25 protein-coding genes and 1 tRNA gene are annotated in these 25,493 nt (G+C 66.7%); 9 read left to right on the top strand and 17 right to left on the bottom strand.

The genetic code is table 11. The features are described 5' to 3' along the window. Positions 1-265 precede the first annotated feature (265 nt). The 3 genes from WC729_RS27105 to WC729_RS27095 form a co-directional block, all read right to left on the bottom strand. The gene (locus tag WC729_RS27105) at positions 266-853 is read right to left on the bottom strand and encodes an outer membrane protein (RefSeq protein WP_372857744.1); all 588 of its coding nucleotides are present in this window, start codon (positions 851-853) and stop codon (positions 266-268) included. 546 nt (positions 854-1,399) lie between these two features. Next, positions 1,400-2,185, bottom strand: a complete 786-nt coding sequence (locus tag WC729_RS27100; RefSeq protein WP_372857743.1) for a response regulator — start codon at positions 2,183-2,185, stop codon at positions 1,400-1,402. Next, positions 2,182-6,189, bottom strand: coding sequence for a GAF domain-containing protein (locus tag WC729_RS27095; protein ID WP_372857741.1), 4,008 nt, complete (start codon positions 6,187-6,189; stop codon positions 2,182-2,184). Before WC729_RS27095 ends, WC729_RS27100 begins: the two co-directional genes overlap by 4 nt. Before the next feature lie 162 nt (positions 6,190-6,351). Here WC729_RS27095 and WC729_RS27090 point away from each other — a divergent pair, with 162 nt between their 5' ends. After that, positions 6,352-7,035, top strand: coding sequence for a LysR family substrate-binding domain-containing protein (locus WC729_RS27090; RefSeq protein ID WP_372857739.1), 684 nt, complete (start codon positions 6,352-6,354; stop codon positions 7,033-7,035). Positions 7,036-7,049: 14 nt separating this feature from the next. On the opposite strand, the gene WC729_RS27085 is transcribed toward WC729_RS27090, so the two are convergent. Together WC729_RS27085 and folK are read right to left on the bottom strand one after the other, a co-directional pair. Next, a tRNA-Lys gene (locus tag WC729_RS27085) sits at positions 7,050-7,125 on the bottom strand. 16 nt (positions 7,126-7,141) lie between these two features. Next, entirely contained in the window at positions 7,142-7,627 is a 486-nt protein-coding gene (gene folK, locus WC729_RS27080) for a 2-amino-4-hydroxy-6-hydroxymethyldihydropteridine diphosphokinase (RefSeq protein WP_372857738.1), read from the bottom strand. 20 nt (positions 7,628-7,647) lie between these two features. On the opposite strand from folK, the gene WC729_RS27075 reads away from it, so the two are divergent. After that, positions 7,648-8,307 (top strand): uracil-DNA glycosylase, encoded by a 660-nt coding sequence (locus WC729_RS27075; RefSeq protein ID WP_372857736.1) that lies wholly within the window; start codon positions 7,648-7,650, stop codon positions 8,305-8,307. Here WC729_RS27075 and WC729_RS27070 read toward each other — a convergent pair. After that, on the bottom strand, positions 8,304-8,579 hold the full coding sequence (locus tag WC729_RS27070) for a hypothetical protein (protein ID WP_372857735.1): 276 nt from the start codon (positions 8,577-8,579) through the stop codon (positions 8,304-8,306). The genes WC729_RS27075 and WC729_RS27070 overlap by 4 nt on opposite strands. A gap of 108 nt (positions 8,580-8,687) precedes the next feature. Between WC729_RS27070 and WC729_RS27065 the strand changes: the two genes are divergently transcribed. After that, a complete protein-coding gene (locus WC729_RS27065; RefSeq protein ID WP_372857734.1) occupies positions 8,688-8,939 on the top strand; it encodes a hypothetical protein in 252 nt (83 codons plus the stop codon). A gap of 197 nt (positions 8,940-9,136) precedes the next feature. On the opposite strand, the gene aguB is transcribed toward WC729_RS27065, so the two are convergent. From aguB to WC729_RS27050, 3 genes are read right to left on the bottom strand one after another with little or no spacing between them, the layout of a single operon-like run. Beyond that, positions 9,137-9,985, bottom strand: a complete 849-nt coding sequence (gene aguB, locus WC729_RS27060) for an N-carbamoylputrescine amidase (RefSeq protein ID WP_372857732.1) — start codon at positions 9,983-9,985, stop codon at positions 9,137-9,139. A gap of 31 nt (positions 9,986-10,016) precedes the next feature. Beyond that, complete coding sequence (locus tag WC729_RS27055) at positions 10,017-10,988, bottom strand: agmatine deiminase family protein (RefSeq protein ID WP_372857730.1); 972 nt, start codon at positions 10,986-10,988, stop codon at positions 10,017-10,019. Positions 10,989-10,990: 2 nt separating this feature from the next. After that, positions 10,991-12,628: a M28 family peptidase gene (locus WC729_RS27050; protein ID WP_372857729.1), complete on the bottom strand. Its 1,638-nt coding sequence runs from the start codon at positions 12,626-12,628 to the stop codon at positions 10,991-10,993. Positions 12,629-12,776: 148 nt separating this feature from the next. Here WC729_RS27050 and WC729_RS27045 point away from each other — a divergent pair, with 148 nt between their 5' ends. Further along, positions 12,777-14,780: an alpha/beta hydrolase family protein gene (locus WC729_RS27045; protein WP_372857728.1), complete on the top strand. Its 2,004-nt coding sequence runs from the start codon at positions 12,777-12,779 to the stop codon at positions 14,778-14,780. A gap of 88 nt (positions 14,781-14,868) precedes the next feature. Next, complete coding sequence (locus tag WC729_RS27040) at positions 14,869-16,839, top strand: alpha/beta fold hydrolase (RefSeq protein ID WP_372857727.1); 1,971 nt, start codon at positions 14,869-14,871, stop codon at positions 16,837-16,839. Positions 16,840-16,903: 64 nt separating this feature from the next. Here the strand turns inward: WC729_RS27040 and rpsD are convergent, their stop codons facing one another. Then, positions 16,904-17,518 (bottom strand): 30S ribosomal protein S4, encoded by a 615-nt coding sequence (gene rpsD / locus WC729_RS27035; RefSeq protein WP_372857725.1) that lies wholly within the window; start codon positions 17,516-17,518, stop codon positions 16,904-16,906. Between the two features lie 174 nt (positions 17,519-17,692). Next, positions 17,693-17,944 carry a hypothetical protein gene (locus WC729_RS27030; RefSeq protein WP_372857724.1) on the bottom strand — a complete coding sequence of 84 codons (252 nt, stop codon included), beginning with the start codon at positions 17,942-17,944 and terminating at the stop codon, positions 17,693-17,695. A 198-nt stretch (positions 17,945-18,142) separates the two neighbouring features. Between WC729_RS27030 and WC729_RS27025 the strand changes: the two genes are divergently transcribed. Further along, positions 18,143-18,448 (top strand): chorismate mutase, encoded by a 306-nt coding sequence (locus WC729_RS27025; RefSeq protein ID WP_372857723.1) that lies wholly within the window; start codon positions 18,143-18,145, stop codon positions 18,446-18,448. Between the two features lie 8 nt (positions 18,449-18,456). Here WC729_RS27025 and WC729_RS27020 read toward each other — a convergent pair whose 3' ends face one another. The 6 genes from WC729_RS27020 to WC729_RS26995 all read right to left on the bottom strand — a co-directional run bounded on the left by WC729_RS27020 (position 18,457) and on the right by WC729_RS26995 (position 23,419). Next, positions 18,457-19,419 (bottom strand): TauD/TfdA family dioxygenase, encoded by a 963-nt coding sequence (locus WC729_RS27020; protein ID WP_372857722.1) that lies wholly within the window; start codon positions 19,417-19,419, stop codon positions 18,457-18,459. Between the two features lie 89 nt (positions 19,420-19,508). Beyond that, the gene (locus WC729_RS27015; protein WP_372857721.1) at positions 19,509-20,270 is read right to left on the bottom strand and encodes an RNA methyltransferase; all 762 of its coding nucleotides are present in this window, start codon (positions 20,268-20,270) and stop codon (positions 19,509-19,511) included. Then, positions 20,267-20,728, bottom strand: coding sequence for a transcriptional regulator NrdR (gene nrdR / locus WC729_RS27010; protein WP_372857720.1), 462 nt, complete (start codon positions 20,726-20,728; stop codon positions 20,267-20,269). Before nrdR ends, WC729_RS27015 begins: the two co-directional genes overlap by 4 nt. Position 20,729: 1 nt before the next feature. Further along, positions 20,730-22,046: a serine hydroxymethyltransferase gene (gene glyA / locus WC729_RS27005; RefSeq protein ID WP_372857718.1), complete on the bottom strand. Its 1,317-nt coding sequence runs from the start codon at positions 22,044-22,046 to the stop codon at positions 20,730-20,732. Continuing rightward, positions 22,043-22,495, bottom strand: coding sequence for a ribose 5-phosphate isomerase B (gene rpiB, locus WC729_RS27000; RefSeq protein WP_372857717.1), 453 nt, complete (start codon positions 22,493-22,495; stop codon positions 22,043-22,045). Before rpiB ends, glyA begins: the two co-directional genes overlap by 4 nt. A gap of 84 nt (positions 22,496-22,579) precedes the next feature. After that, positions 22,580-23,419, bottom strand: a complete 840-nt coding sequence (locus WC729_RS26995; protein WP_372857716.1) for a LytTR family DNA-binding domain-containing protein — start codon at positions 23,417-23,419, stop codon at positions 22,580-22,582. A gap of 53 nt (positions 23,420-23,472) precedes the next feature. Between WC729_RS26995 and WC729_RS26990 the strand changes: the two genes are divergently transcribed. The 3 genes from WC729_RS26990 to WC729_RS26980 are packed head-to-tail and all read left to right on the top strand — an operon-like array spanning position 23,473 to position 25,470. Then, the gene (locus tag WC729_RS26990) at positions 23,473-24,060 is read left to right on the top strand and encodes a DUF1579 domain-containing protein (RefSeq protein WP_372857715.1); all 588 of its coding nucleotides are present in this window, start codon (positions 23,473-23,475) and stop codon (positions 24,058-24,060) included. 58 nt (positions 24,061-24,118) lie between these two features. Beyond that, the gene (locus WC729_RS26985; RefSeq protein ID WP_372857714.1) at positions 24,119-24,700 is read left to right on the top strand and encodes a sigma-70 family RNA polymerase sigma factor; all 582 of its coding nucleotides are present in this window, start codon (positions 24,119-24,121) and stop codon (positions 24,698-24,700) included. Continuing rightward, the gene (locus tag WC729_RS26980) at positions 24,697-25,470 is read left to right on the top strand and encodes an anti-sigma factor domain-containing protein (protein WP_372857713.1); all 774 of its coding nucleotides are present in this window, start codon (positions 24,697-24,699) and stop codon (positions 25,468-25,470) included. Before WC729_RS26985 ends, WC729_RS26980 begins: the two co-directional genes overlap by 4 nt. Positions 25,471-25,493: the final 23 nt, after the last annotated feature.

Here is a 25,493-nt window from a genome sequence, read left to right as displayed (position 1 = left end):
CCTTGTTGCACGATGTTGTGCGCTCCCATCCTATATGATGGACCGGGGAATAGCGGCGATGCAAGCCGCAAGAACAACCGTCCGCCGCACGCAAACGCGGCGCGACCGATTCAGAGCGTGCCGGTCCACACCCCGATCATGATGACGAGGGGGAAGCTGGCGAGGATGACGGGCATGATCTGCTTCACGGGATGTCTCCTGCGCGCGGGGCAGCGCCGGGTGACCGGCGCTGCCCTTTTGCGGGTGGTGGAAAGGCGGGTGCCGCTCAGAAACGATAACCCGCGCCGAGCAGGACCTGATGACGCGAAACATCGTCGCCATAGTCGCTGAAGCGGTACTCGGCCTTGGCATAGAGATGGTCGCCCAGCATCTGCTCGACGCCGGCACCGAGGCGGTAGCCGTCTTCGTTGGTGCTGACATGGGTGACGGTGCCGCCGGTGGTCGAGCGCAGGCGGAACTGGCTGTTGGCATAGCCCGCCTTCACATAGAGCAACGTGCTCGGCGCCACCTTGGCGCCCAGGCGCAGCGACGCGTCGAGATCGCGGCCGGTGGTCAGGTGCAGGTTGGTGCCGCCGATCAGCGCGTCGGCGCTGCCCGACACCTGCCAGCCGATGCCGGCCTCGGCGCCGATGGTGAAAGTCGAGCCGATCGGCAGGTCGTACCCGATCGCGCCGCCGACGCGCACGCCGTGCACGCTGTCCTGGCTGGTCGGCAGGCCGTCGGCCTGAGTCGAATCATAACCGAAGGTCGCTTCGATACGGGGACCGGTGAAGCTGCTCGCCTCGTCCTGCGCAAAAGCAGGGGTGGCCGCGAACGCAGCGGCGGTGGCGAGAAGGAGGAAGGTAGAACGCATTATAATCTATTCCCTTGGTATTCTCCGGTCATCGTGCCGGGCTGTTGTCAGCGGCTCGGATTGGCCGCGCTGGGGGGCCGCTAACGGGAACGGATGCGGAATGAACCCCGGTCGCGACCGGTGCGACGAAGCTGCGGCGGAGGCGCGGTGCGGTCGGACGAATGCGACCGGAATGGGGGTATTTGCCTCTTTTCCCTCTTTTCCCTCTTCCCTTCCCCGGCGGAGGCCGGGGTCCAGTCGGAAGGTTCCGGCAATGGAGCGCATCGCCAGTTTACGGGCGTCCCCCAACTAGGGCCCGGCCTCCGCCGGGGAAGAGAAGGGGGAGGAGAAAGGGAAGCAACCAGCCCCAAACGCAAATCGGCCACCCGAACACGAGGTCCGGATGGCCGATGATGGCGCCGCCAGTGAGGGGCAAAGGCGAACGCGGCGTACCGCCGTCGCCGGGGGGGCTTGGTTAGACGGTACGCGACTCTATTGGCGCATCCGCATTTTTTTGTCCGCAGCGCTGCGACGGCGGTGCGACGAATCTGTTGCGGTGCGGCATCGTCACGCTTTCAGGCGGTGGCGCACCTCGCCCCAGTGGCGCGGGCCGACGCGGACGACGGCGCCCGATTTCAGTTCGAGCACCATATGCCGCCCGATCGCGCTGATCCGCAGCACCGATCCTGGCCGGACGAAGGCCGAGCGATGGACGCGGATCATCTGCGCCGGATCGAGCCCCTGTTCGAGCGCTCCCATGGTGATGCGGATCATATGGCTGCGTTCCGGCGTGTGGAGCAGCGCATAATCCTTGGCCGCCTCGATCCATTCGATCGTATCGACCGGCACGCGGATCTCGCCGCGCGACGTGGGGATCCAGAATTCCTCCTGATAGCTGCCGCGCGGCGCCGGTGGAGCCTCCTCCGCCTCGTCGTCATTGTCGGCGACGGTGACGGGCGCAGTCGCGGCGAGGCGGCGCAGCACCGAGCGGATCCGCGCGAGCAGCTCGCGCGGCTCGAACGGCTTCATGATGTAATCGTCGGCGCCGAGTTCGAGCCCGACGACGCGGTCGATCACGTCGCGCCGCGCGGTGAGCATGACGATGCCGATCGTCGGGTTCAGCGCGCGCAGCCGGCGCGCGATGCTGAAGCCGTCCTCGTCGGGCATGGTCACGTCGAGCACCACCAGAGTCGGCATGCCGCGCCCCAGGATGACATCGAGATCGGCGCCGCCGCCGGCTTCGTCGACCTCCATGCCCTGCTCGCGCAGATAGGCGGCGACCGGCTCGCGCAGGTCTTCCTCGTCATCGACCACAACGATGTGGGGGATATGCGGATTGGCGGGGGTGGTCATGCGAGATCCATCTGCTTGAGGAACCGGTGCACCGCATCGGGCATGAAGGGTTTTTCGAGCACGGGGCGTTTCACCGCATCGAGGAAGCGCGCCGCCGCGACGCCCAGCGTATCGCCGGTCGCGAAGGCGACCCGGTCGAGCAGGTCGGGGCGCTGCGCCGCGATCCAGGCATGGAGCTGCGGCCCGTCGATGCCGGGCATGCGCAGGTCGCTGATGATCAGGTCGTACTGGCCGCGCGCGAGCTTCTCCTGCGCGGCGTCGCCGCCGACCGCGATGTCGCAGACGAAACCCTCGATCGAGAGGAAGTCGGCGAGCGATTCGGCGATCTCCAGCTCGTCGTCGACGACCAGCGCCTTGCGCGCGGGAAACGCGACCTCGGGCGCGGGCTCCTCGACGATCGCCGCCACGGGGGGCTCGGCGTCGATCGGAAGGGTCAGGCGGAAACAGGCGCCGCGCACCGCGGGCACCAGCTCGAGCCGGCCGCCATGCGCTTCGGCCAGGCCTTGCGAGAAGGAGAGGCCGACGCCGGTGCCCTGGCCCTGCGGCTTGGTGGTGAAAAAGGGTTCGAAGACCCGGCGGCGCGCCTCCTCCGGAATCCCCGGGCCATTGTCGGCGACCTCGAGGATGACGGTGCCGGGGTCGTCGCCGATGGTGGTGCGCATCGTCAGCGCGCGATCGGGCACGCCCGCCTCGACCAAAGCCTGCTGCGCGTTGACGATCAGGTTGATGATGATCTGGTGGAGCTGGTCCGAATCCGCCGAGATATTGGGCAGCGCCGGCGCGAGATCGCGCGTCGCGGCGATGCCGTCGTTGCGCAGGCCGTATTCGGCGAGATCATAGGCGGCATTGGCGACGGCGTTGAGATCGACCGGCTCGCGTTCGGGCCTTTTCTGGCGCGCCATGGCGAGGAAGGTCTGGACGATGCGGGCGCAGCGATCGGCGGCGCGGCGGATCTTCTGCGCGCGCTCGGCCAGCTCGCCGCCGCGCGACTGGCGCTCCATCATCACCGCCTGGGCGACGACGATCGACAGCGGGTTGTTGAGCTCGTGGCTGACCCCGGCGAGCAGCGAGCCGAGGGCTGAGAGCTTCTCGGTCTGATAGAGCGCCTCGCGCGAGCGGGCCAGATCGGCCTCGGCGCGCTTGCGTTCGGTCAGGTCGAGGGTGAAGCCGCCGGTGCGCGCGACGCCGGCGCCGGTGATCGGGAAGACCATCGACAGGACATGCGCGACATCGCCCATGCCGGTCAGTGCGATCTCGGCGCTGGCGACCTGGCCGTTCTGGGCAAGCTGCTCCAGCCGGTTGAGTTCGTCGGTGATGTCCGCCGGGAAGATCTCGTCGGTATGCGCGCCGTGCAGCTCTTCCGGGCTCCGGCCGAGCGCCTTGGCGAATTCCGGATTGACCCGGATATAGCGGCCTTCGCCATTCTTCAGGTGCATCGCGACCGGCGCATTCTCCAGGAAGGCGGAAAGCTGCGCTTCGCTTTCGGCGAGCCGCTCCTCGCTATGGGCGCGTTCGAGCACGGCGAGCGTGCGGTCGGCGAGGTCGCGGACCAGATCGACTTCGCTGTCGGTCCAGACCCGGGGCGTGTCCTGCTGGACCGAGAGGACCGCGACGATCGCGCCCGCGCGCATCATCGGCAGGGTCAGCACGGCGGCGATCTGGAGCGAGTCGAACAGGGGCCGGTTATGCTCGTCGAAGCGCGGGTCGGTCGAGACGTCGTTCACCCGCACCGGCAGGCCGCTCATATGCGCGGCGGCGAGCTTCGTGCCGAGCGCGGCCGAGGGGTAGCGCTGGTTGACGATGCTGGGCAGGCCGGTGGTCCATTCCTGCAGCACGCACAAGGTGGTGCCGTCGTCATCGGTCTCGGCGAAATTGGTGCGCATCGCGCCGAGGTGCTCGCCGAGCGCGGCCAGCGTCTCGGCGAGGATGTCGCGCGCGCTGTTCTGCTGGCGGATGCGGTCGTTCCAGGCGAGCAGGAACGCCTGGTTGCGTTCGCGTTCCTGCAGTGCTGCCTGGGCATGGGCGCGTTCCAGCGCGACCCAGGTGCGTTCGGCGATGTCGTGGATCAGCTGGATATCGCTCTCGCGCCAGCGCCGCGTTTCCTTGTGCTGCACCGACAGGGCCGATCGCATGCGGCCGCCCTGGACCAACGGCACGCTGACGAATGCCTGGATGTCGGCACCGAGATAGCGTGCGACCGCGGCCGGTTCGAGCCGTGGGTCGGTGGCGACGTCCTCGTACCGGATGATCTCGCCGGCGGTCCATTGGCGGTCGACCGCGGCGCCGACGCTCTGGAGCTGGAAGCTGTTGCCGCGGATGCTGGAGACGCCGTCGCGCCATTCGCCGGTGACGGTGAACTGCTTCCCGCTCGCATCGCACGCGGCATAAGTGGTGCGCGTGGCGCCGAGGTGCTTGCCCAGCCATTCGAGCGTCGTCTGCATGATCGCGTCGGGCGACGCCTCGCCGCGCACCTTGTCGCTCCAGTCGATCAGAAAGGCCTGGTGGCGCTCGCGCTCGAACAGCTCGGCCTCGGCGCGGGCGCGTTCGAGCATCACCCAGACGCGTTCGGCGACGTCGCGCAACAGCTGGACCTCCCCATCGCGCCAGCGGCGCGGGGTGCTGTTCTGTACCGACAGCGCCGATCGGACCTTGCCGTTCTCGATCAGCGGGATGCTGACGAACGCCTGGATCTCGGCGGCGAGATAGGCGGGTACGCGGTGTTGCTCGATGCGCGGATCAGTCACGACATCGTCGTAGCGGACGATCGCGCCGGCGATCCATTCCTGCTCCACCGTGTCGCCGACCTCGTCGAGCGAGAAGCTGATGCCGGCGATGCCGATCACGCCGTTGCACCATTCGCCGAGGATGTCGAAGAGCCGGCCGCCGGAGTCGCTTTCGGAGAAGGTCGCGCGGGTGACGCCGAGATGCTCGCCGAGCGCCTCAAGCGTGGTGCGCATGATCGCATCGGGCGAGGCCTGGCCGCGCACCAGATCGCTCCAGGCGAGCAGGAAGGCCTGGTTGCGCTCGCGCTCCTGCAGCGCCGCTTCGGCGCGGGCGCGGGACAGGGTGGCCCAGACGCGCTCGGCCAGTTCCTCGCAGAGCTCGATCTCGTCGCGGGTCCAGACGCGCGGGGTGCTGTCGAGCACCGCCAGCATCGCGACCGGCCGGCCTTCCTTGACGATCGGCACGTTGATGCTCGATCGCACGCCCATCAGGTCGGCGGCGCGCTGCACCGGATCGTCCGGGCTGCGGCCGAACAGGCGATTGTCCTCGACCGCCTGGCTCTGGTGCCAGTCGTCGCGCTGGGCAAGGCTGGCAAAGGCCTGGTTCAGCGCGAAACGGTTGGCCGCGCCGTCCTGCGGCACGCCGCCCATGGCATGGAACACCTTGAGCGTCTTCGGGTCGCCGCCGTCGGTGCCGCCATAGAGCAGATGCGGGATGCCGAGATGCTCAGCCAGGATGCGCGACAGGCAGGTCAGGATCGCGTCGGCATTGCTCAGGTCGCGCGACTGGTCGTGGAAGGTGCGCAGCACCGCCTGGCGCCGGTCATGCGCCTGCTTGTCGCTGAAATCGATCTGGACGCCGCACCAGCGCACCACCGCACCCGAGGCATCGCGGATCGGCACTGCCTTGCTGAGGAAGGGGCGATAGGTCCCGTCCGGGCAGCGCATGCGCAGCAGCACCGTCGAGGTCTCGCCCGCGTCCCAGGATTGTTTCCAGGTCTTCAGCGCGAGCGGCAGGTCGTCGGGATGGCAGATCTGGCTCGGGTCGCCCTGCTCCGCGCTGGTGCCGCCGAACATCTCGTACCACTGGCTGTTGGCCCAGCGCAGCACGCCATTCTCGTCGCCGACCCAGCACAGGCCGGGCAGGTTCTCGGCGAGCATGCGGAACTGCTCTTCGCTCTCGCGCAGTTCGGCGATGGCGCGGAGCTGCGACAGCGCAGCGGCCGGCTCCCCGACCGAATCCGGCTCGCGAATGGCGTCGATGCCCGGTCGATCCTGCATGGTAACTCTGCCCCTCTACCCCGACATGATAGCGCCATTTCGGTGTTTTGCAGAAGGGCGGGCCTGCAGCCCGGTCGCGGGCGATGTCGGCTTCGTCGCAGCTTCGTCGCATTCGTCGCAAGCCGCAGTCGCCGCGCCGCCTGATCGCGCAGGATTAATGTCATGGAAAGTGTATCCGCCGGGTCCGGCATCAATGCACGCAAGGGCGCAGAATCCCTTCGAAATCTCGCAGTGGGATGTTTCGCGTCGATCTGTCGCGACCGGCTGGCGGACGAGCTGCTGGTCTTCTCGCGCAGCCGGCCCGAGGTCGATATCGGTGTGCACGAGATGCAGCGCGGCGCCTTGCTCCCGGCGCTCAGGAACGGCGACCTGTCGCTGGCGGTGCTGCCGGGCAAGCCCGAGCCGGGCACGCATTCGATCGGGCTGTGGCACGACCGGGTGCTGGTCGCGATGCCGCCGGGCCATAGACTGGCCGCATCGGCGGCGGTCGAGCCGGCCGACCTGCGCGATGAGATCTTCCTGACCTCGCAGCAGCAGTTCGGCGGCGACATGCATCGTTTCCTCGCGCAGCGCATCCTGCCGATCGGGCCGGCGTTCAACACGACGATCATGGATCTCGGTCCGCCCAGGATTCTCGACCGGGTCGCCAAGGGCGACGGCATCGCGCTGATCAGCGGCAGCCATGAGGAATTGCTGAGCGAAGGGATCGTGGTGCGCCCGGTCGACGCGGCCGACGCACTGTTCCCGGTGCGCGCTTATTGGACCGACGAGAATCCGGGCGAGCCGCTCGCCGGGCTAATCGGCAGCCTCAGGGCACGCGCCCGTCCGCTGGGTGTCGCGCGCTAGGGGCGACAAGGTGGTGGTGGGCCCGTCGGGATTCGAACCCGAGACCTACAGATTAAAAGTCCGTTGCTCTACCAACTGAGCTACGGGCCCCGACCAGGGACGCGCGTTACGAGCGGCGCGGGCGGCGGTCAACCGCGCGTGCGCGTGCCGCGAGCTGGCGCATCGTCAGCCCGGTGACCGGATCGCGCCAGGCCGGGACCAGGCTGACCAGCGGATCGAGCACGAAACGGCGCTGGCGAAAGGCACGGTGCGGCACCGTCAGCGCGGCATCGGACCAGATGCCGCCCGACCAGAGGATGATGTCGAGATCGATCACGCGGGCGCCCCAGCGCCGGCCGGCGCGGCGACCGAAATCGCGTTCAACTGCTTTCAGGCGCGCGAGCAGTTCGGGCGGGGAGTCGGCCGAATCGAGGATCAGCGCGGCGTTGACGAAGCGGCGCGACGAAGGGCCGAGCGGGGGCGTCGGGAAAAAGCGCGACACCGCGACGACCGGCCCGAGCGCCGCGATCGCCGCCCGCAACGCCGCCTCGGGCAGGCCGTGACGGCCCGGGCGGTTCGATCCGATCGCGATGGCATATCTTGTTATCGGCACGCGGACGTGCGTAGCGCCCAATGATGTTCGCCCCAAGCCCGATCCCCGATACCGAGCCGTCCCGCGACTGCCCGCTCTGCCCGCGCCTCGCCGCCTATCGCGAGACGGTCCGGGCCGAGCAGCCCGACTGGTGGAATGCGCCGGTGCCCGCCTGGGGCGATCCCGATGCCTGGCTGGTGATCGTCGGGCTCGCGCCGGGCAAGCAGGGGGCGAACCGGACCGGGCGGCCCTTTACCGGCGACGGTTCGGGCGCGCTGCTGTTCAGAGCGCTCACCAAATATGGCCTCGCCAGCGGCGACTATGAGGGCACGCCCGAGGATTCGTTGCGGCTGAACGGGGCCATGATCCTCAACGCCGTCAAATGCCTGCCGCCGCAGAACAAGCCGGTGCCCGAGGAAATCCGTACCTGCCGGCGCTTCCTCGAGGGGCAGGTCGCCGCCTTGCCGAGGGCAAGGGTGTTCGTCGCGCTCGGGCAGGTCGCGCATCAATCGGCGGTGAAGATCATGGGCGGCAGGCTGCCGAAATGCCGCTTCGCGCATCTCGCGGAGCACCGCGTGCCTGACGGGCGCCTGCTGATCGATAGCTATCATTGCTCGCGCTACAACCAGAATACCGGCCGGCTGACCGACGAGATGTTCGACGCGGTGTTCGCCCGGGCGCTCGAGCTGAAGCCGGCCTAGAGCGCCAGCACCAGCACCGCGACGACCAGGGTGACGATGCCGAGCAGGAACGTGCGGTCGGCCCAGCCCTCCCAGCGATCGAGCTCGAGCGGTGACCGGATCGACAGGTAGGACAGGCCGCAGCTCATGCTGAAGCAGACCGCGCTGAGCCAGGCGACTTCGTCGGCGAGCGATTTTTGCGCCTGGTTGGTGATGTGCAGGCCCGCGATGATGAGCAGGGTGATGCCAAGCAGATTCGACGCGGCGTTCAGGATGTGCGTTGTCTTCTGCATGCGCGCGGGCATGGGCGACCCAATCTGAACTCAGCCGAAACGGCGTGGATTCCGGATGAAATCGGGCCGTCCCATGATATGATGGATCATCATCGAGGAGAGTTCGCCATGCGTATCGTTGCGATCCTTGCCCTGCCGGTCATGATGGCTGCCGCGCCGGCGCCCGATCAGGCTCCTGTCACGCCCGTTTGCCAGAACGGCAACGTCCAGAAGGCCGAGCAGCGGAAGGCCCCGCTCGGCCCGCACAAGCTGACGGCGGAACCGCCTGCCAAGCAGGTGCTGACGGTGCTCCGAACGGTGGACGGCTGTTCGAATCCCGTGGTGATCCGCGAGGACGTGGGCGAAGCGCCGCGGCCTTAGAGTGCCGCCAGCCTGAGCTCGTCTGGGGATAACATGTACGCTTCCCCGGCGAAGGCCGGGGTCCAGTTGAGGGGCTTTTTGAAATAGTCGCTACGGCCGTTTCCTTCTGTCTCCCTACTGGGCCCCGGCCTTCGCCGGGGAAGAAAAATATAGTCGCCCACTCGTTTCAGCGTAACGGCTTTCCGCGGGCGCCCGCCCTAGATATCCTGAGTCAGCCGCCCGTACAGTTCCGGCCGGCGATCGCGGAAGAAGCCGAAGGCGGCACGATGGCGTTTGATCCGGTCGAGATCGAGTGTGGCGACCAGCACGCCGGTTTCCTCCGCGCCGAACTCCGCGATCAGGTCGCCGCGTTCGTCGGTGATGAAGCTGTGGCCGTAGAAATGCTGGCCATGCTCGGTGCCGATGCGGTTGGCGGCGATCACGGGCACGACGTTCGACACGGCATGGCCGACCATCGCGCGGCGCCACAGCCGGCTGGTGTCGAGATCGGCGTCATGCGGCTCGCTGCCGATCGCGGTCGGGTAGAACAGGACTTCCGCACCCATCAGCATCATCGCGCGGGCGGTCTCCGGGTACCATTGGTCCCAGCACACCCCAACGCCGAGCGTCGCGGACGGGCCGGGCCAGACCTTGAAGCCGGTATTGCCGGGGCGGAAATAGAATTTCTCTTCATAGCCCGGGCCATCGGGAATGTGGCTCTTGCGATAGACGCCCATCAGCCCGCCATCGGGGCCGACCATTGCCAGGCTGTTGTAATGATGCGGGCCGTCCGCCTCGAAAAAGCTGGTCGGGATCGTCACGCCCAGTTCGGCAGCGAGGCTCTGCATCGCCAGCACGGCCTTGTGCTCGCCGACCGGCTTCGCGTTTGCGAACAGGCCTTCGTCCTCGACCCGGCAGAAATATTCGCCCTCGAACAGCTCCGGCGGCAGGATGACTTGCGCGCCCTTCGACGCGGCCTCGCGGACCAGTTCGGAGACATGGGCGATGTTCGCGTCGATATCGCTCGAAAAGGCGAGCTGAAGCGCGGCAACGGTGATTTCGGTCATGCGGACCCCTTACGGCTTTCGCGTGGAAAGGTCAGGCGGGAATCTGCTGGCTGATGCAGTGGAAGCTGCCGCCGCCGGTCAGAATCGCATCGGCATGAAGCCCGACGACATGCCGGTCGGGGAACAGCGCCTGGATCGCCTCGACCGCTGCCGCGTCATTCGCCGCGCCATATTGCGGGACCACCACGGCGGCGTTGCCGATATAGAAGTTCATATAACTCGCCGGGATGATCTCCTCGTCGCGCAGCACGCGGCCGGGCGAGGGGATGCGGACGATCTCCACATCATGGCGGCCAGCGTCGCGCGCGGCGTTCTGATAGACCAGCCAATTGGGGTCGTTGTCGTCGGGCTCGGGAATGGCGAGTTTCCCCGGCGCCACGAAGCGCGCGAGATTGTCGACATGGCCATCGGTATGGTCGTGCATCAGCCCGTCGCCGAGCCAGATCACCTCGGAATAGCCGAGATCCTCGGCCAACCGCGCCTCGATTTCGGTGCGTGACAGGCCCGGGTTGCGATTGGGGTTGAGCAGGCATTGCTCGGTAGTGACGACCAGGCCGGTGCCGTCGCCGTCGATTGCGCCGCCTTCGAGGATCCAGTCGCAGGTTTCGGTCCTGATGTGGCGCCGCTCCGCGAGGCGCAGGCCGATATCGTCGTCGCCGGGCAGGTCGTATTTCCCGCCCCAGCCGTTGAAGCGGAAATCGCGCGCATGGCCGTCGCCGGTGACGATCGCCGCGGTATCGCGCAGCCAGATGTCGCCGAACGGCTCGACCACCACTTGTGCCGCGTCGCCGGCCAGCGCTTTCGCTGCCCTGGCCGCTTCCTCGTCAGCGGCGACGAGCAGCACGCGTTCGCCCTTGCCATCGGCATGGACGGCGCGGGCAAAGGCGACGACCTCCTCGCGGGCCGGATCGAGATCCTCGAGCCACAGATCGGGGTGGCTCGGGAAGCCGATCCAGACGGCCTTGTGCGGCGCCCATTCGGGGGGTGGGGTGATCCGGCTCATGCTTACTTCGCCTCCGCGCGGCTCTTGTCGCGGACCGCGCGGAATTCGGCGGTCGGATACCAATTAGGCCAGGACGAGCCGTCCGCAAGGGTGCGGCCCATGGTGTAATAGAGCTTCACGTCCTGCAGCGCCGCGCCCCAGTTCCAGGCGGGATCATATTCGTCCTGCGGCTTGTGATAGCGGTTGGTGTTGTAATCGTCCGCAGCTGCCTTGCCCGCCGCGGGGCCGCCGACGACCAGATCCTCGCCCGCGCTGCCGTCGAGCATCGGCACACCGAGCTTGGCGAAGCTGAAATGATCGGAGCGGTAATAATAACCACGCTCGGGCGTGGGCTCCGGCGCGATGCGGCGACCCTGCGCCGCGACCATCGGCTTGACCATGTCTTCGAGCTCGGACTTGCCCGCGCCGGTGATCACGAAATCCTTTGCCTCGGGGTAGATCTTCAGCGCGTCCATATTGACCCCGCCGACCGTCTTGCCGAGCGGATAGACCGGGTTCTCGGCATAGAATTTGGAGCCAAGCAGGCCCGATTCCTCGGCCGTGACGGCAAGGAAGACCTGCGAGCGTTTCGCCGCGCCCGCCTTGTAATTGGCCTCGGCCATGGCGACCAGCGCGGCGACGCCCGAGGCATTGTCGACCGCGCCGTTGCAGATGTCGTCGCCCTTGACGGCGTCGCAGCGGCCGAGATGGTCCCAATGCGCCGAATAGAGCACGACCTCGTCGGGCCGCTCGGTGCCGGGCAGGATGCCGATGACGTTCTTCGACGCCTGGCGGCGGATCGTGTTGGCAAAGCTGACATTCGCCTTCACGCCCAGCGGCACGGCCTTGAAGCCCTTGACCTTCGCGGCAGCGGAGAGCGCCGCGAAATCCTTGCCGGCGCTGGCGAACAGCGCCTCGGCCGCGGGCTTCTGGATCCAGCCGATCGCTTTCGACTGGTCCATATGGTCGCCCGGCGTGTCCTGCTGCAGCTGCGGGCCGGTCCAGCTCGACTGGACGACGCCCCAGCCATAGGCGGCGGGCTCGGTATCATGGACGATGATCGCGGCGGCGGCGCCCTGGCGCGCGGCTTCCTCGAACTTGTAGGTCCAGCGGCCATAATAGGTCATGGCGCGGCCGCCGAAATCGCCGTCGAGGGTCATGGTCTGCCAGTCGGGATCGTTGACCAGGATGACGACCGTCTTCCCCTTCACGTCCATACCGGCATAGTCGTTCCAGCCCCGCTCCGGCGCGTTGATGCCGTAACCGACGAACACGACCTCGCTGTCCTTCACGTCGGCCTTTGGCACGACCTGATAGGTCGCGATGACCATGTCGGTGCGATAGGCGAGGCTGACCGGTGTCTTGCCCCCGGTGAAGGTGAGCGGGGAGACGTCCTGGCCGGTGATCTCGACCAGCGGCACGTCCTGGAACCACGCACCCTTGTTGCCAGGCTTCAGGCCCGCGGCCTTGAAGCGCTCGACGATATAGGCGGTCGTCTTGTCCTCGGCGGGTGTGGCCGGGGCGCGGCCCTCGAAATCGTCGGAGGAGAGCGTCTTCGTCACGTCTTTCAGCGTCTGTAGCGGGATTTCGGGGGCATCGGGCGCATCGGGCGCCGCGGCAGTGAGGACGAACGCAGCGGACAGCAGGAAAAGGGCGCGCATTGTGGCTCCTCGGGGGTCTCGTGATTGGGCCGCGTTTTGGCAGCGCGTCGGGGCGGGTGCAAGCGATGCGGAATAGAGCCGGAATGGAGGGAGAATCCCGTTGCCCCGATCCGGGGTGGCGCTACTGTTCGACGTAACATCTTGAATAATGGGGGCCGAATTGAAGATCTGGACTTTGGCGGCGATGCTCGCCGCATCCGGCGTGGTCGCGCAGCCGGCCGCTGCTGCGAGCGAGGCCGCCGCGAAATTCGGCGCGAGAGAGATGGTGGAAGACGTCAGCATCTCGCCCGACGGCAATTCGATCGCGCTGATCCAGCCGACCATGGGGCGCGGCTCGGTCTTGTACATCGTCAACTTGAACGGTGCACCAGAACTGAAGCCGATCCTTTCATCCTCGGGATCGCCGGAGCGTTTGACCGATTGCCGCTGGTCCACCGCCACGCGTTTGATTTGCGGCCTTTATCTGGTCGAGTCGATCGGCGGTGATCCGCGTGCTTATTCCCGGCTGGTCTCGCTCAACTCGGATGGCTCCGACCTGAAGCCGTTGAGCGCGCGCGCCAGCTCCAACGAGCTGGGCGTCGCCATGGGTGGCGGCAATGTCATCGATTGGCTGGGCGACGACAAGGGCGCGGTGCTGATGACGCGCACCTATGTGCCGGAACAAAGCACGGGCACCTTGACGACGAGTCAGAAGGAAGGCCTCGGCGTGGACCGGGTGGACACCACCACCCTGTCGCGCAAGTTGGTCGAAACGCCACGGCCGGCCGCTTCCGAATATATCTCGGACGGCCATGGAACCGTGCGGGTCATGGGCGTGCAGCCGGACACAAATACCGGTATGATGGGTAATCGGACGGTCTATACCTATCGCAAGAAGGGTAGCCGCGACTGGCTCCCGCTCAGCACGGTCACCTATGATGGCAGCCTCTCGAGGGGCTTCAGTCCTTATGCCGTCGATCCCGATCTTGATGTCGTCTACGGCTTCGACAATGAGAGCGGCCGGACCGCGCTGTTCAAGATTTCGCTCGATGGCACTCTGAAACGCGAGCTCGTCTATGAACGCCCGGATGTCGACGTCCATCGGCTCATCCAGATCGGCCGCCAGAATAGAGTCGTCGGTGTCGGTTATACTGCCGAAAGGCAAATGACCGCATTCTTCGACCCGGCGCTCAAAGCCTTTGCCGCATCGCTGTCCAAGGCGCTGCCGGGCAAACCGCTGGTAAGTTTCGTGGACGCGAGTGCCGACGAGAAGAAGCTGCTGCTCTGGGCGGGCAGCGATACTGATCCGGGCCGCTTTTATCTGTACAACCGGGATACCAAGGGCCTGACCGAGATCATGGCCGTTCGTCCGCAATTGGAAAAGACTCCTCTTGCGACGGTCAAGCCGATTGCGTTCCCAGCCGCGGACGGCACGATGATCCCGGGATATCTGACGCTGCCACCTGGTAGCGACGGGAAGAATCTGCCCGCGATCGTGCTGCCGCATGGCGGACCCGAAGCGCGGGACGAATGGACGTTCGACTGGCTACCCCAGTTTTTCGCCAATCGCGGCTATGCCGTGCTTCAGCCAAATTATCGCGGCTCGACCGGTTATGGCGCGGCTTGGTTCCAGGAGAATGGCTATAAATCCTGGCGGACGGCGATTGGCGATGTCGATGATGGCGGGCGCTGGCTGGTGAAGCAGGGGATCGCCGCACCCGACAAGATGGCGATCGTGGGCTGGTCCTATGGTGGCTATGCCGCGCTGCAGTCCGCGGTGCACGATCCTGGGTTGTTCAAGGCAGTCGCGGCGGTGGCGCCTGTCACTGATCTGGTGGCGCGGGTCGAGCGCGCAAAACGCTACACCGACTACAAGCTGGTCGAGGCGCGGACTGGGACGGGGCCGAATGCCGTCCAGGGCTCTCCGGCGCGTAACGCCGAGCGAATCCAGGTGCCGGTGCTGCTGTTCCACGGCGACCTCGACGTCAATGTCGAGATCGAGCAGTCGCGGATCATGGAGTCGCGGCTCAAGGCCGCCAACGGAAAGGTCGAGTTCGTCGAATATAAGGGGCTCGACCACCATCTGGTCGACGACAAGGTTCGTACCGAGATGCTCGACAAGATCGACACCTTCCTCCGGACGTCGATGAACCTGGGCAAGGCGGCCAACTAGGCCGAAAGTCAGTGATGGAGGAGCAGGCGATCAGGGGGATTGCCTGCTCCTTAACGGATGCAACGCGTTGAATGGGGGATTTGGGGTGATGATCATCTGGACCTTGGCCGCGCTCGCCGGCGCGGCGATGCCGCAGGCGGCGCCTGCGGCGAATGAGGCAGCGATCCGTTTCGGCGCGCGCGAGGCTGTGCAGCAGATCAGCCTGTCGCCCGACGGCAGCCATATCGCCTATATCCAGCCGACGACGGCACGCGGTGCCGCGCTGTACGTCGTGGACCTCGCCACCGGTACGCCCAAACCGATCCTCACCTCCTCGGGCGATCCGGACCGGTTGAGCTATTGCCGCTGGTCGACCAATACGCGGCTGGTCTGTGGCATCTACATGATCCTGCCGAGCGAGGTAGGGGCATTGGGCTTCACCCGCGTGATCGGCATCGATTCGGACAGCAAGAATCTGAAGATCGTCAGCGCGCGGGACTCGCAAAACGCGCTCGGCTTCACGACCGGTGGCGGCAGCATCATCGACTGGTTGAGCGATTCCGACGACGGCACCGTGCTGATGACGCGCACCTATATCCCCGAAGTATCGACCGGGACGCATCTCGGCAGCGTGCAGGAGGGATTCGGGGTCGACCGGGTCGATACCGGCTCGCTGAAGCGCAGGACGGTGGAAAGCCCCAAGCTCGACGCCGCCGAATATATTTCCGACGGCCATGGCACCGTGCGGATCATGGGCATACGCCCCAAGGCGGGCGACGGCTATGACAAGGGCAGGGTCAACTATTTCTACCGCAAACCGGACAGCCGCGACTGGGCGCCGCTCGGTTCGATCACGGACAGCCCCGGCACCGGCGATGGTTTCGATCCTTACGCCGTCGATCGCGACCGCAACCTGGCCTATGGATTCGACGACAAGGACGGCCACACGGCGCTCTATTCGATCGCGCTCGACGGCAGCCTGAAGCGCGATCTCGTGCTGGCCAGGCCGGACGCGGACATCGACAGCCTGGTGCAGATCGGCCGGCAGAGGCGCGTTGTCGGCGCAAGCTACGCAACCGAACGGCGCCAGGTCGAATTCTTCGATCCCGAACTCAGAAAGCTTTCCGCGGCGCTATCCAAGGCGCTGCCCGGCCTGCCGCTGGTAAGCTTCGTCGACGCGAGTACCGACGAGAACCGGCTGATCCTCTTTGCCGGCAGCGATGTCGATCCCGGCCATTATTACCTCTTCGACAAGAAGGCGCGCAAGCTGGACGAACTCCTCCCGACGCGACCCCAACTCGCCAAAACCGTGCTGGCGCCCGTCAAGCCGGTAAGCTTTCCTGCGGCGGACGGCACGCAAATCCCCGGCTATCTGACCTTGCCGCCGGGCAGCGACGGCAAGAACCTGCCCGCGATCGTGATGCCGCATGGCGGGCCGGGCGATCGCGACGAATGGGGCTTCGACTGGCTAGCACAATATTTCGCCAATCGGGGCTATGCCGTGCTCCAGCCGAATTTTCGCGGATCGACCGGATACGGATCGGCCTGGTTCCAGCAGAATGGCTTCAAATCCTGGAAGATCGCGGTCGGCGACGTCAATGACGGCGGACGCTGGCTGGTCAAGCAGGGCATCGCCGATCCGGCCAGGCTCGGTATCGTCGGCTGGTCCTATGGCGGCTATGCCGCGCTGCAGTCAGCCGTGCTGGATCCGACCTTGTTCAAGGCGATCGTGGCGGTGGCCCCGGTCACCGACCTGGAGACGCTCCGTTCCGAATCCGAGAATTTCACCAACTATCGCAGGGTCGATGCCTTTATCGGCCGCGGACCGCATGTGCGCGAAGGATCGCCGGCGCAGAATGTCGGACGCATCGTCGCGCCGGTGCTGATGTTCCACGGCGACCGCGACCAGAATGTCGGTATCCGCGAATCGCGCATGATGGCGTCTCGCCTGAAGGACGCCGGCAAGCAGGCGGAACTGGTCGAATTCCACAATCTCGACCATTATCTCGACGACAGCACAATCCGCACCGGGATGCTCGACAAGATGGACGCTTTTCTGCGGGCCTCGATGAAATTCTGAACCAAAGAAAAAGGGCGGCCCCTTGCGGGGCCGCCCTTGTCTCTGTGATCCGAAGACCGACCGATCAGCGCGAGTAGAACTCGACGACCAGGTTCGGTTCCATCTTCACCGGGTAAGGCACTTCGTCCAGCGTCGGCACGCGGGTGAAGGTCACCTTTGCGGTGCCGTCCGGCGCGACGTAATCGGGGATGTCGCGCTCGGCGAGGCTCTGTGCTTCCATCACCAGCGCCATTTCCTGCGCCTTGGAACCCAGCGTGATCTCCATGCCCGGGAACACGCGGCGCGACGCGATGTTGCACTTCACGCCGTTGACCTTGATGTGGCCGTGGCTGACGAGCTGGCGCGCGGCGAACACGGTCGGCGCGAACTTGGCGCGGTACACGATCATGTCGAGGCGCTGCTCGAGCAGGCCGATCAGGTTCTGGCCGGTGTCGCCCTTCATGCGGGCGGCTTCATGGTAGCATGCCCGGAACTGCTTCTCGGTCACGTCGCCATAATAGCCCTTGAGCTTCTGCTTGGCGCGCAGCTGGATGCCGAAATCGGAAACCTTGCCCTTGCGGCGCTGGCCGTGCTGGCCGGGACCATATTCGCGCTTGTTCACCGGGGACTTCGGACGACCCCAGATGTTCTCGCCCATACGGCGATCGAGCTTGTACTTGGCGCTGGAGCGCTTCGACATGTGTATTACCTTTGCAAGTGCCAACAACAAGACCGGCGCCCTAGGGTGCCGATCGATATCCGGTCATCGCTCTGCCGTTGATCGTCAGATCCGACAGGGCCGCCGCTTCACCGGAGTGCGGGGCCTTTTGCGAAGGGGCGGCGCCTGACAGAAGCGCCGCGCAGAGTCAAGCAGCTACTGGCGCTCGGCGCCCATGCGGCTCCGCATCGGATCGCGCATATTGTCTGCGCTCCGTTCGTTCGCGGCGTCGATCTGCTTCCATTCCGTCTTGGTATGGCAGGTCAGCTTGCCGCCCAGGATCGATCCGGTCGTGTCGATCCGGCGGCACGACTTCTTGTCGGGATCCGCAGGCTTGTCGTCCTTGGCAAGGGCCGGGGTGGACGAGAGTATGAGACAGCTCAGCGCCAAGGTGGCGAACACTCGCATGATAGGCTTTCCTCTGATTCCGAAACGATTCGCTAGTCGCCGCGACGCAGCATTGCGTGAGAGTTAGCTTCAAGCGTGTCTGCTCGCAAGACCCCAGAATATGGCGATTAAGTGACGGAACAACTGGTCCCGAAACGGCCATTTTGCTGATGGGCGCCGCAGCGCTGGACACCTGTTCCAGCAGCGTTATCAGGCAGCATGACTGAAACGATCCTGCCCGGGCCCGACTGTTCTACTATGCTTGAGGTGCGCGCAGGCGTCGATCAGGTCGATCGCGAGCTGATCGCCCTGCTTGCCCGCCGCTTTGCCTATATGGACGCAGCGGCCCGCATCAAGACCGAGCGCGGCGCGGTGCGCGACGAGGCGCGCAAGGCACAGGTGATCGCCAATGCCCGTGCGGCGGCTGAGGCGGCGGGGCTGCCGGCTGCCGACATCGCCGATCTGTGGGAGCGGCTGGTCGAAGCCTCGATCGCGTATGAGATGGCGGCGTTCGACCGGCGATAGCCCCATGCTCAGGCGTCGGACCCGGCGCGCGGCGGCCAGAACTTGCCGAGCCGCCAGGGTGCTTCCGGCGGATCCTCCTCATTGGCGTGCGCGAAGTTGAGATAGCCGAAATAGGACGCGATCAGCCGTCCGTCGCGCGGCACCACTGCCGTCCTGCCGTGCAGGAAGCGCGTATTGTCCAGCATCAGGATATCGCCGCGCCGCCAGGCCACTGCCGCCGTGATCCCCTCGCCCACGTCCCTGATGATATGAGTCCAGGCGGGTGGGACGAGGGTGCCGTCGTCGAAGACCGGGAAATCCCAGCGATCGATCCCGTAGCGCGCGAACAGCAGGAAATTGCCGAAGGCCAGGCGATCGGTGAACATCGGCCTGTGCAGGAAGGGCCGGCTGAAGCTGCGCTGGACCTGGTCGCCGTCGCGGTGGAAGGTGAAGGGGCAGTGTGCGGGCGGATCGGCCAGCTGTGTGTCGGACGGGTCCGAGGTGCCGAACCAGGTGAGCAGCTCGTCTTGTGTCGTCTGCCGCGTGTAGCGCAGGCGCCGCGTTGCCATTTCGTTGCGGAGGGCAGGTGGGAGCCGCTCGACCAGGTCGCTGCCGTCACAAACCGTCGTCGCGCCCAGCCGGCGCGGCGGATTGAGGCAGGCGAAGAAGCAGACATCGGGCTTCCACGGCTCGCGCGACAATTCGGGGTGGAGCGGGAACGCCGCGGTGCCCAGGCTCACCGACTGGATGTTGCGCGAATCGTCCAGAACCTGCCGGCTGCGGCTTTCGTTGAAGACCGAGCCCGAGCAGAATTGCTCGGCGAAGCGCGCGAAGATGTCGAGATCCGTGGTGAAGCCACGCAGCAGCAGCGCGCCATGGTTTTTATAGGCTTCGATAATGGTATCGGCCGAAACCTCGAGCGGGCTCTTCTCGCCTTTGGCCCGGATGGTGAGGTACGGGATGGCCGCAGCGGGCGGAATCAGGTCGGCCATCGTCGGGCGTCGCGCTCTTGTTGGGGCGATGAACGCGCCCGGCATAATCGCAATCACCGGCACGGGATAGCCGGTGCGGCGTCATGCTTTCAGGACTGGCGTGGTGCCTTTGATCGCTTCGCGCCCGCCAGCGCCGACAGCACCCCGCGCATCGTCCGCACTTCCTGGCTCGACCAGCCCGGTTTGGTCAGCAGCGTACGCAGGGTCCGTTTCGTCACCGGCGTCCGATCGGGCGGATAGAAGAAATGGGCTGCCTCCAGCATGGCGTCGAGCTGCAGGATCATGCCCTCCAGCTCTTCATGCTCCGCCGGCTCGGGCATTTCGGTCTCGGGCGGGGACGCGAGCGCGATCCGCTTCGACCATTCATAGGCAACGAGGATCACTGCCTGGGCGAGGTTGAGCGACCCGAACTCGGCATTGATCGGGACGGTGATGATCGTACGGGCAAGCGCGACGTCGTCGCTCTCCAGCCCCGAGCGCTCCGGGCCGAACAGGATCGCGGTGCGGGCGGCGGAGGCGTGAATCGCGGTCGCGGCTTCGTCCGGGGTCACGACGGGCTTGGTCACGCCGCGCTTGCGCACGGTGGTCGCATAGACGTGGGCGCAATCGGCGACGGCCTCGGCGACGCTGTCGAACACCTGCGCCTGTTCGAGCACCACATCGGCGCCCGACGCGGCCGGGCCGGCCGAGGGATTGGGCCAGCCGTCACGCGGGGTGACGAGGCGCATCTCGGTCAGCCCGAAATTGAGCATCGCACGCGCCGCCTTGCCGATATTCTCGCCGAGCTGTGGGCGGACGAGGACGATGACGGGGGGCGGGGCGGAGGACAGAGGGGGGATGTCGGAGCTCACCCCTTGCCCACCTCGTTCACATTGCCGGCGAATTCCTCGAAATCCTTGGCCTCGCGGAAATCCTTGTAGACGCTCGCGAAGCGGATGTACGCGACCGAATCTAGGCCCTTCAGCCCGTCCATCACCATCTCGCCGATGCGTTGCGAGGGGACTTCGTTCTCGCCCTGGGTCTCGAGCTGGCGCTGGATGCCGGAGACCAGCTTCTCGATGCGGACCGCGTCGATCGGCCGCTTGCGCGCCGCGATCGAGACCGAGCGAAGCAGCTTCTCGCGGTCGAACGGCTCACGCTTGTCCTCGCTCTTGATCACGGTGAGCTCGCGCAGCTGGATGCGCTCGAAGGTCGTGAACCGCGCGGCGCAGCCCTCGCACTGGCGGCGCCGGCGGATCGCGGCACCGTCTTCGGTCGGACGGCTGTCCTTTACCTGGCTGTCTTCATGGCCGCAGAACGGGCACCTCAAATCACACGCCTTCCGGATAGATCGGGAAGCGCGCGCACAAAGCCAGCACGCGCTCGCGCACCGCGGCTTCGACCTGGGCGTCGCCCTGCTCGCCATTCTTGCGCAGGCCGTCGAGCACGTCCGCCACCATGTTGCCGATCTCGCGGAACTCGGCGGGGCCGAAGCCGCGCGTCGTGCCGGCGGGCGAGCCGACGCGGATGCCGCTGGTCTTGGTCGGCGGCAGCGGATCGTTGGGGATGCCGTTCTTGTTGCAGGTGATGCCCGCCCGCTCGAGCGCTTCGTCGGCGTCCTTGCCGGTTACGCCCAGCGGGGTCAGGTCGATCAGCGCGAGATGCGTGTCGGTGCCGCCCGAGACGACCTCGGCACCGCGCTCCTTGAGCGTGGCTGCGAGGATCTTGGCGTTCTCGACGACCGCGGCGATATAGCTCTTGTACTCGGGCTGAAGCGCCTCGCCGAAGGCGACGGCCTTGGCCGCGATGACATGCATCAGCGGGCCGCCCTGAAGCCCCGGGAACACCGCCGAATTGATCTTCTTGGCGATGGCTTCGTCATTGGTCAGCACCATGCCGCCGCGCGGCCCGCGAAGTGTCTTGTGCGTGGTGGTGGTCACGACATGCGCGTGCTCCAGCGGCGAGGGGTGGAGGCCGCCCGCGACGATGCCGGCGAAATGCGCCATATCGACCATGAAGATCGCGCCGACCTCGTCAGCGATCTCGCGGAACTTCGCGAAATCGATCTGGCGCGGATAGGCCGAGCCGCCGGCGATGATCAGCTTCGGTTTGTGCTCGCGGGCAAGGCTCGCGACCTGGTCGAAATCGATCAGATGCGTGACCGGGTCGACGCCGTACGCGATCGCATTGAACCATTTGCCCGACATCGCTGCCTTGGCGCCATGAGTCAGATGGCCGCCGGCGTCGAGGCTCAGGCCCATGATCGTCTCGCCCGGCTTGACCAGCGCGAGCATCACCGCGCCGTTCGCCTGCGCGCCCGAATGCGGCTGGACGTTGGCGAAGCCGCAATTGAACAGCTTCTTCGCGCGCTCGATCGCCAGCGTCTCGACCTCGTCCGAGGGTGCGCAGCCCTGATAATAGCGCTTGCCCGGATAGCCCTCGGCATATTTGTTGGTGAACACCGAGCCCTGCGCCTGCAACACGGCCTTGGAGACGATGTTCTCGGAGGCGATCAGCTCGATCTGGGTCTGCTCGCGCTTCAGCTCATGCGTGACGCCGCCGAACACCGCCGGATCCGCTTCGGCAAGGCCGCGGGTGAAGAAGCCGTCGGGCTGGACGTCGTGCAGGTTGCGGGGGTTCGTGCTCATGCGGGTTCCTTCGCGAAGCTGGGGGCGCCGAGCATCTCGACGCGCGGGGTATGCCGGCCACCGGCGAATTCGGTGGCCAGGAAAGCGGTGACGCAGGCTTTGGCCATGTCCTCGCCGGTCAGGCGGGCGCCCATGGCGAGGATGTTTGCGTCGTTATGTTCGCGGCACAGCGCCGCCGACAATGGCTCGCCGACCAGCGCGCAGCGCGCGCCGGGATGGCGGTTGACCGCGATCGAGATGCCGATACCCGAGCCGCACAGCGCGATGCCGCGCTCGGCCTTGCCGGCCGCCACATGCCCGGCAAGCGCAAAGCCATAATCGGGATAATCCACGCGCGCGTCCGAATGGGGGCCGAGATCGGCGACCTCATGACCCTGTTCCCCAAGCCACGCGACCAGCGTTTCCTTCAGCGCGAAGGCGGCATGATCGGATGCTATGGCGATGCGCATGAACGGCGCGCTCCTTCTCGGCGAAAGCGGATGCGGCGGCCTTTACGCAAAGCGCGCGGCGAACGCTACCCGCTAGCGGATGCTTTATCGCCGGACGCGCAACCAGCCCCGGTCGCGCGCCGTGGCGGCGAAGCTGGCGCTGACCGGAATCTCGGCGCCGTCGGCGAGCAGCAACAGCCAGCGCCGCCCGTCGCGCCGAGCTCCGGCCACGCCGCTTGCCGCGACCCAGGCGCCGCGATGGACTTGCGCGCCGTCATAACCCGCGACCTCGGCCAGGGCATCGCCGAAACGGTGCAGGACGAGCAGGCTGCGCCCGCCCGCCAGGTGTAGCCGGCAATAATGATCCTCCGCTTCGATCGCGTGGAGCGCGGCCGGATCGTTCAGCCCGGCGCGATCGAGCAGGCCATCGGGCGTGACCGCTGAGGGCGGGGTTGCGACGGAAGCGGCGGCGGGCGTCATCCTGCGGCCAATGCCGGCGATGATCAGGACGAGGAAGATCGCCGCGCTGATCGCCAGCGCTTCGGACCAGGTGCGCGATGGTTGGGGCGCGTAGTCGATGCCGAACAGGCGCAGCGCCAGCGAGATCTCGATCGGGAGCGGCAGGTTGAGCACCAGGGCGCCGATCGCTGCCGTGCGCGGCCAGTCGCGGGGGCGGCGGACGAGCAGCGCGAACCAGGCCTGCCATTTCAGCACGTTCCAGCCGAGCAGCACCGCCCAGAAGGCGATCCGCGTCGCGAGCGGCATCTCGCCCGTGCCGAACGCGCCGACCACGACCATCAAAATGCCTGCCGCAAGGCCGGCGATGGGCAGAACCGGAAAACCGGGCAGGGCGAGCGCGCGATTCGCGAAGTTCCGGGCGTGCTTCGCGAAGCCGGCGTTGCGGGCCGCGGTCGGCAGGCGGAAAGCAGGGCGGGCGCTCGGCATGGCGCAAGGCTGCCATCCCTGCCGGGCCTGTGCAATCGAAGAAGGAGTTTGGAGTGACGACGAAATCCTGGATGCGCGCCGCGGCGCTGCTGCTGGCGGCAACCCCTTTCACCGGCGCGGCGGCACAGGCGGTCGATCCGGCAATGATCGAGGCCGAACGCGCCGCCATCGCCAAACTGAGCTGGATGGACGGCACCTGGCGCGGCCCGGCCGTCACCCAGTCCCCGGGTGGCGAGCACAAGGTCACCCAGACCGAACGGATCGGCAATTTCCTGGGCGGCACGATCAAGGTGATCGAGGGCAAGGGCTTCAACCCCGACGGCTCGGTCGGCTTCAACGCCTTTGCGGTGATCTCCTATGATCCGGCGACCAGGGCCTATACCTTCCGTTCCTATGCGCAGGGCCGCGCGGGGACCTTCTCGATCGTGCCCCAGGGCAATGAGGGTGTTCGGGGCTATGTCTGGGAAATCCCGGCGGGCCCGGCGACGATCAGATACACGGCGACCTTGGAGAACGGGAAATGGCATGAGGTCGGCGACCGCGTCGTGCCGGGCCAGCCGCCGCAGCGCTTCTTCGACATGCAGCTGACCCGGGTCGGCGACACCGACTGGCCGGCCGCCGGCGGCATGACCGGGAAATAACAACAGGACGGTATGCGCGGGATTGCCGCGCATACCCTGCCCGGGTAGCGTCGCGGCCGTGACGGATTCACCCCAAGCCGCCCTGCAACAGGCCAGCGACGCGCGTCTGAAGCTGGTCGAGGCGCTGGTCCGGACGGGGCATGAGGATCGCACCGCCTTTCGCGACCTTTATTCGCTCACCTCCGCGAAGCTTTTCGGCATCTGCTACCGTATCTGCGGCGAAAGGCAGGCGGCGGAAGATGTGTTGCACGACGTGTATCTGACGATCTGGAAACGGGCGGGCGCCTATGAGCCGCACCGCGCGAGCCCGATCACCTGGCTCGCCACGATCGCGCGCAACCGCGCGATCGACTGGCGCCGCGCGCAGAACGTGCGCCGATCGACCCCGATCGAGGATGCGCCGCCGATCCTGGATGAAGCGCCGCTCGCCAGCGAGACGATGGTCGCCGACGAAGAGGCGCACCGATTGCACGGCTGCCTCGAGACGCTCGAGGATCGTCAGCGCGGCGCGATCCGCACCGCCTTTTTCGACGGCCTCACCTATGCCGAACTGGCCGAGCGCGAGTCCGTGCCGCTGGGCACGATGAAGAGCTGGGTCCGGCGCGGCCTCGCCAGGCTCCGGGAGTGCCTCGAGCGGTGAGCGACGATCGCACCCCCCCGTCCCCCGGCGACTCCCCTGGCGACGATACGCCCGACGCGGCGGCGGCCGAGCTGGCGCTGGGCATCCTCGACGGCGAGGAGCGCGCGGTCGCGCTGCGCCGCGTGCTCGCCGAACCGGGCTTCGCGCAGCAGGTCGATCGGTGGCGGCACTATCTCGCCCAGTTGTTCGATCTCTGGCCCGCAATGCCCGCACCCGCGGGCGTGCTGGAGCGGGTCGAATGGACGATCGACGGCCCGGCCGCGATGGATGTGCCGACCCCGCCGAACCGCCGCTTCTTCTGGCCGGCGGCAGCGGGCATTTCGAGCGTCGCGGCGGCGGTGCTGCTGCTGTTCATCGTGATGCGGCCGATCGAGCGTGCACCTCGCCCGGTGCAGCCGGCCGCGAAGCCGATTGCGACGATCGCCGCCGCATCCCCGACCATGCTGGTCGCCTCGATCGCACCGGTCGAAAAGGGCGCGCCGGTGACCGCGATCTACGATCCGGCTTCGGGTGCCCTGCGATTGACCCCGACTGCGCTGGCCGACGCCAATCGCAGTGCCGAGCTGTGGGTGATCGGCGGCGACGGCGTGCCGCATTCGCTCGGCCTGCTGCGCCAGGCGGGTGCGTCGAGCCTCGCGGTCAACGCGGCCAATCGCGCGCGCCTGGCAGTGGGCGCGACCCTGGCCGTCTCGCTCGAACCGATCGGCGGTTCGCCGACCGGCCTGCCGACCGGACCGGTTGTCGCAACGGGCGCGCTCTCCCAGGTCTGAGTCCTGATCCGAAAAAAATTTGC

This window comes from Sphingomonas sp. (assembly GCF_041661825.1).
GTDB lineage: Bacteria > Pseudomonadota > Alphaproteobacteria > Sphingomonadales > Sphingomonadaceae > Sphingomonas.
The sequence above is the reverse complement of the archived record's forward strand: the minus strand, read 5'-3'. Positions and strand labels throughout refer to the sequence as shown.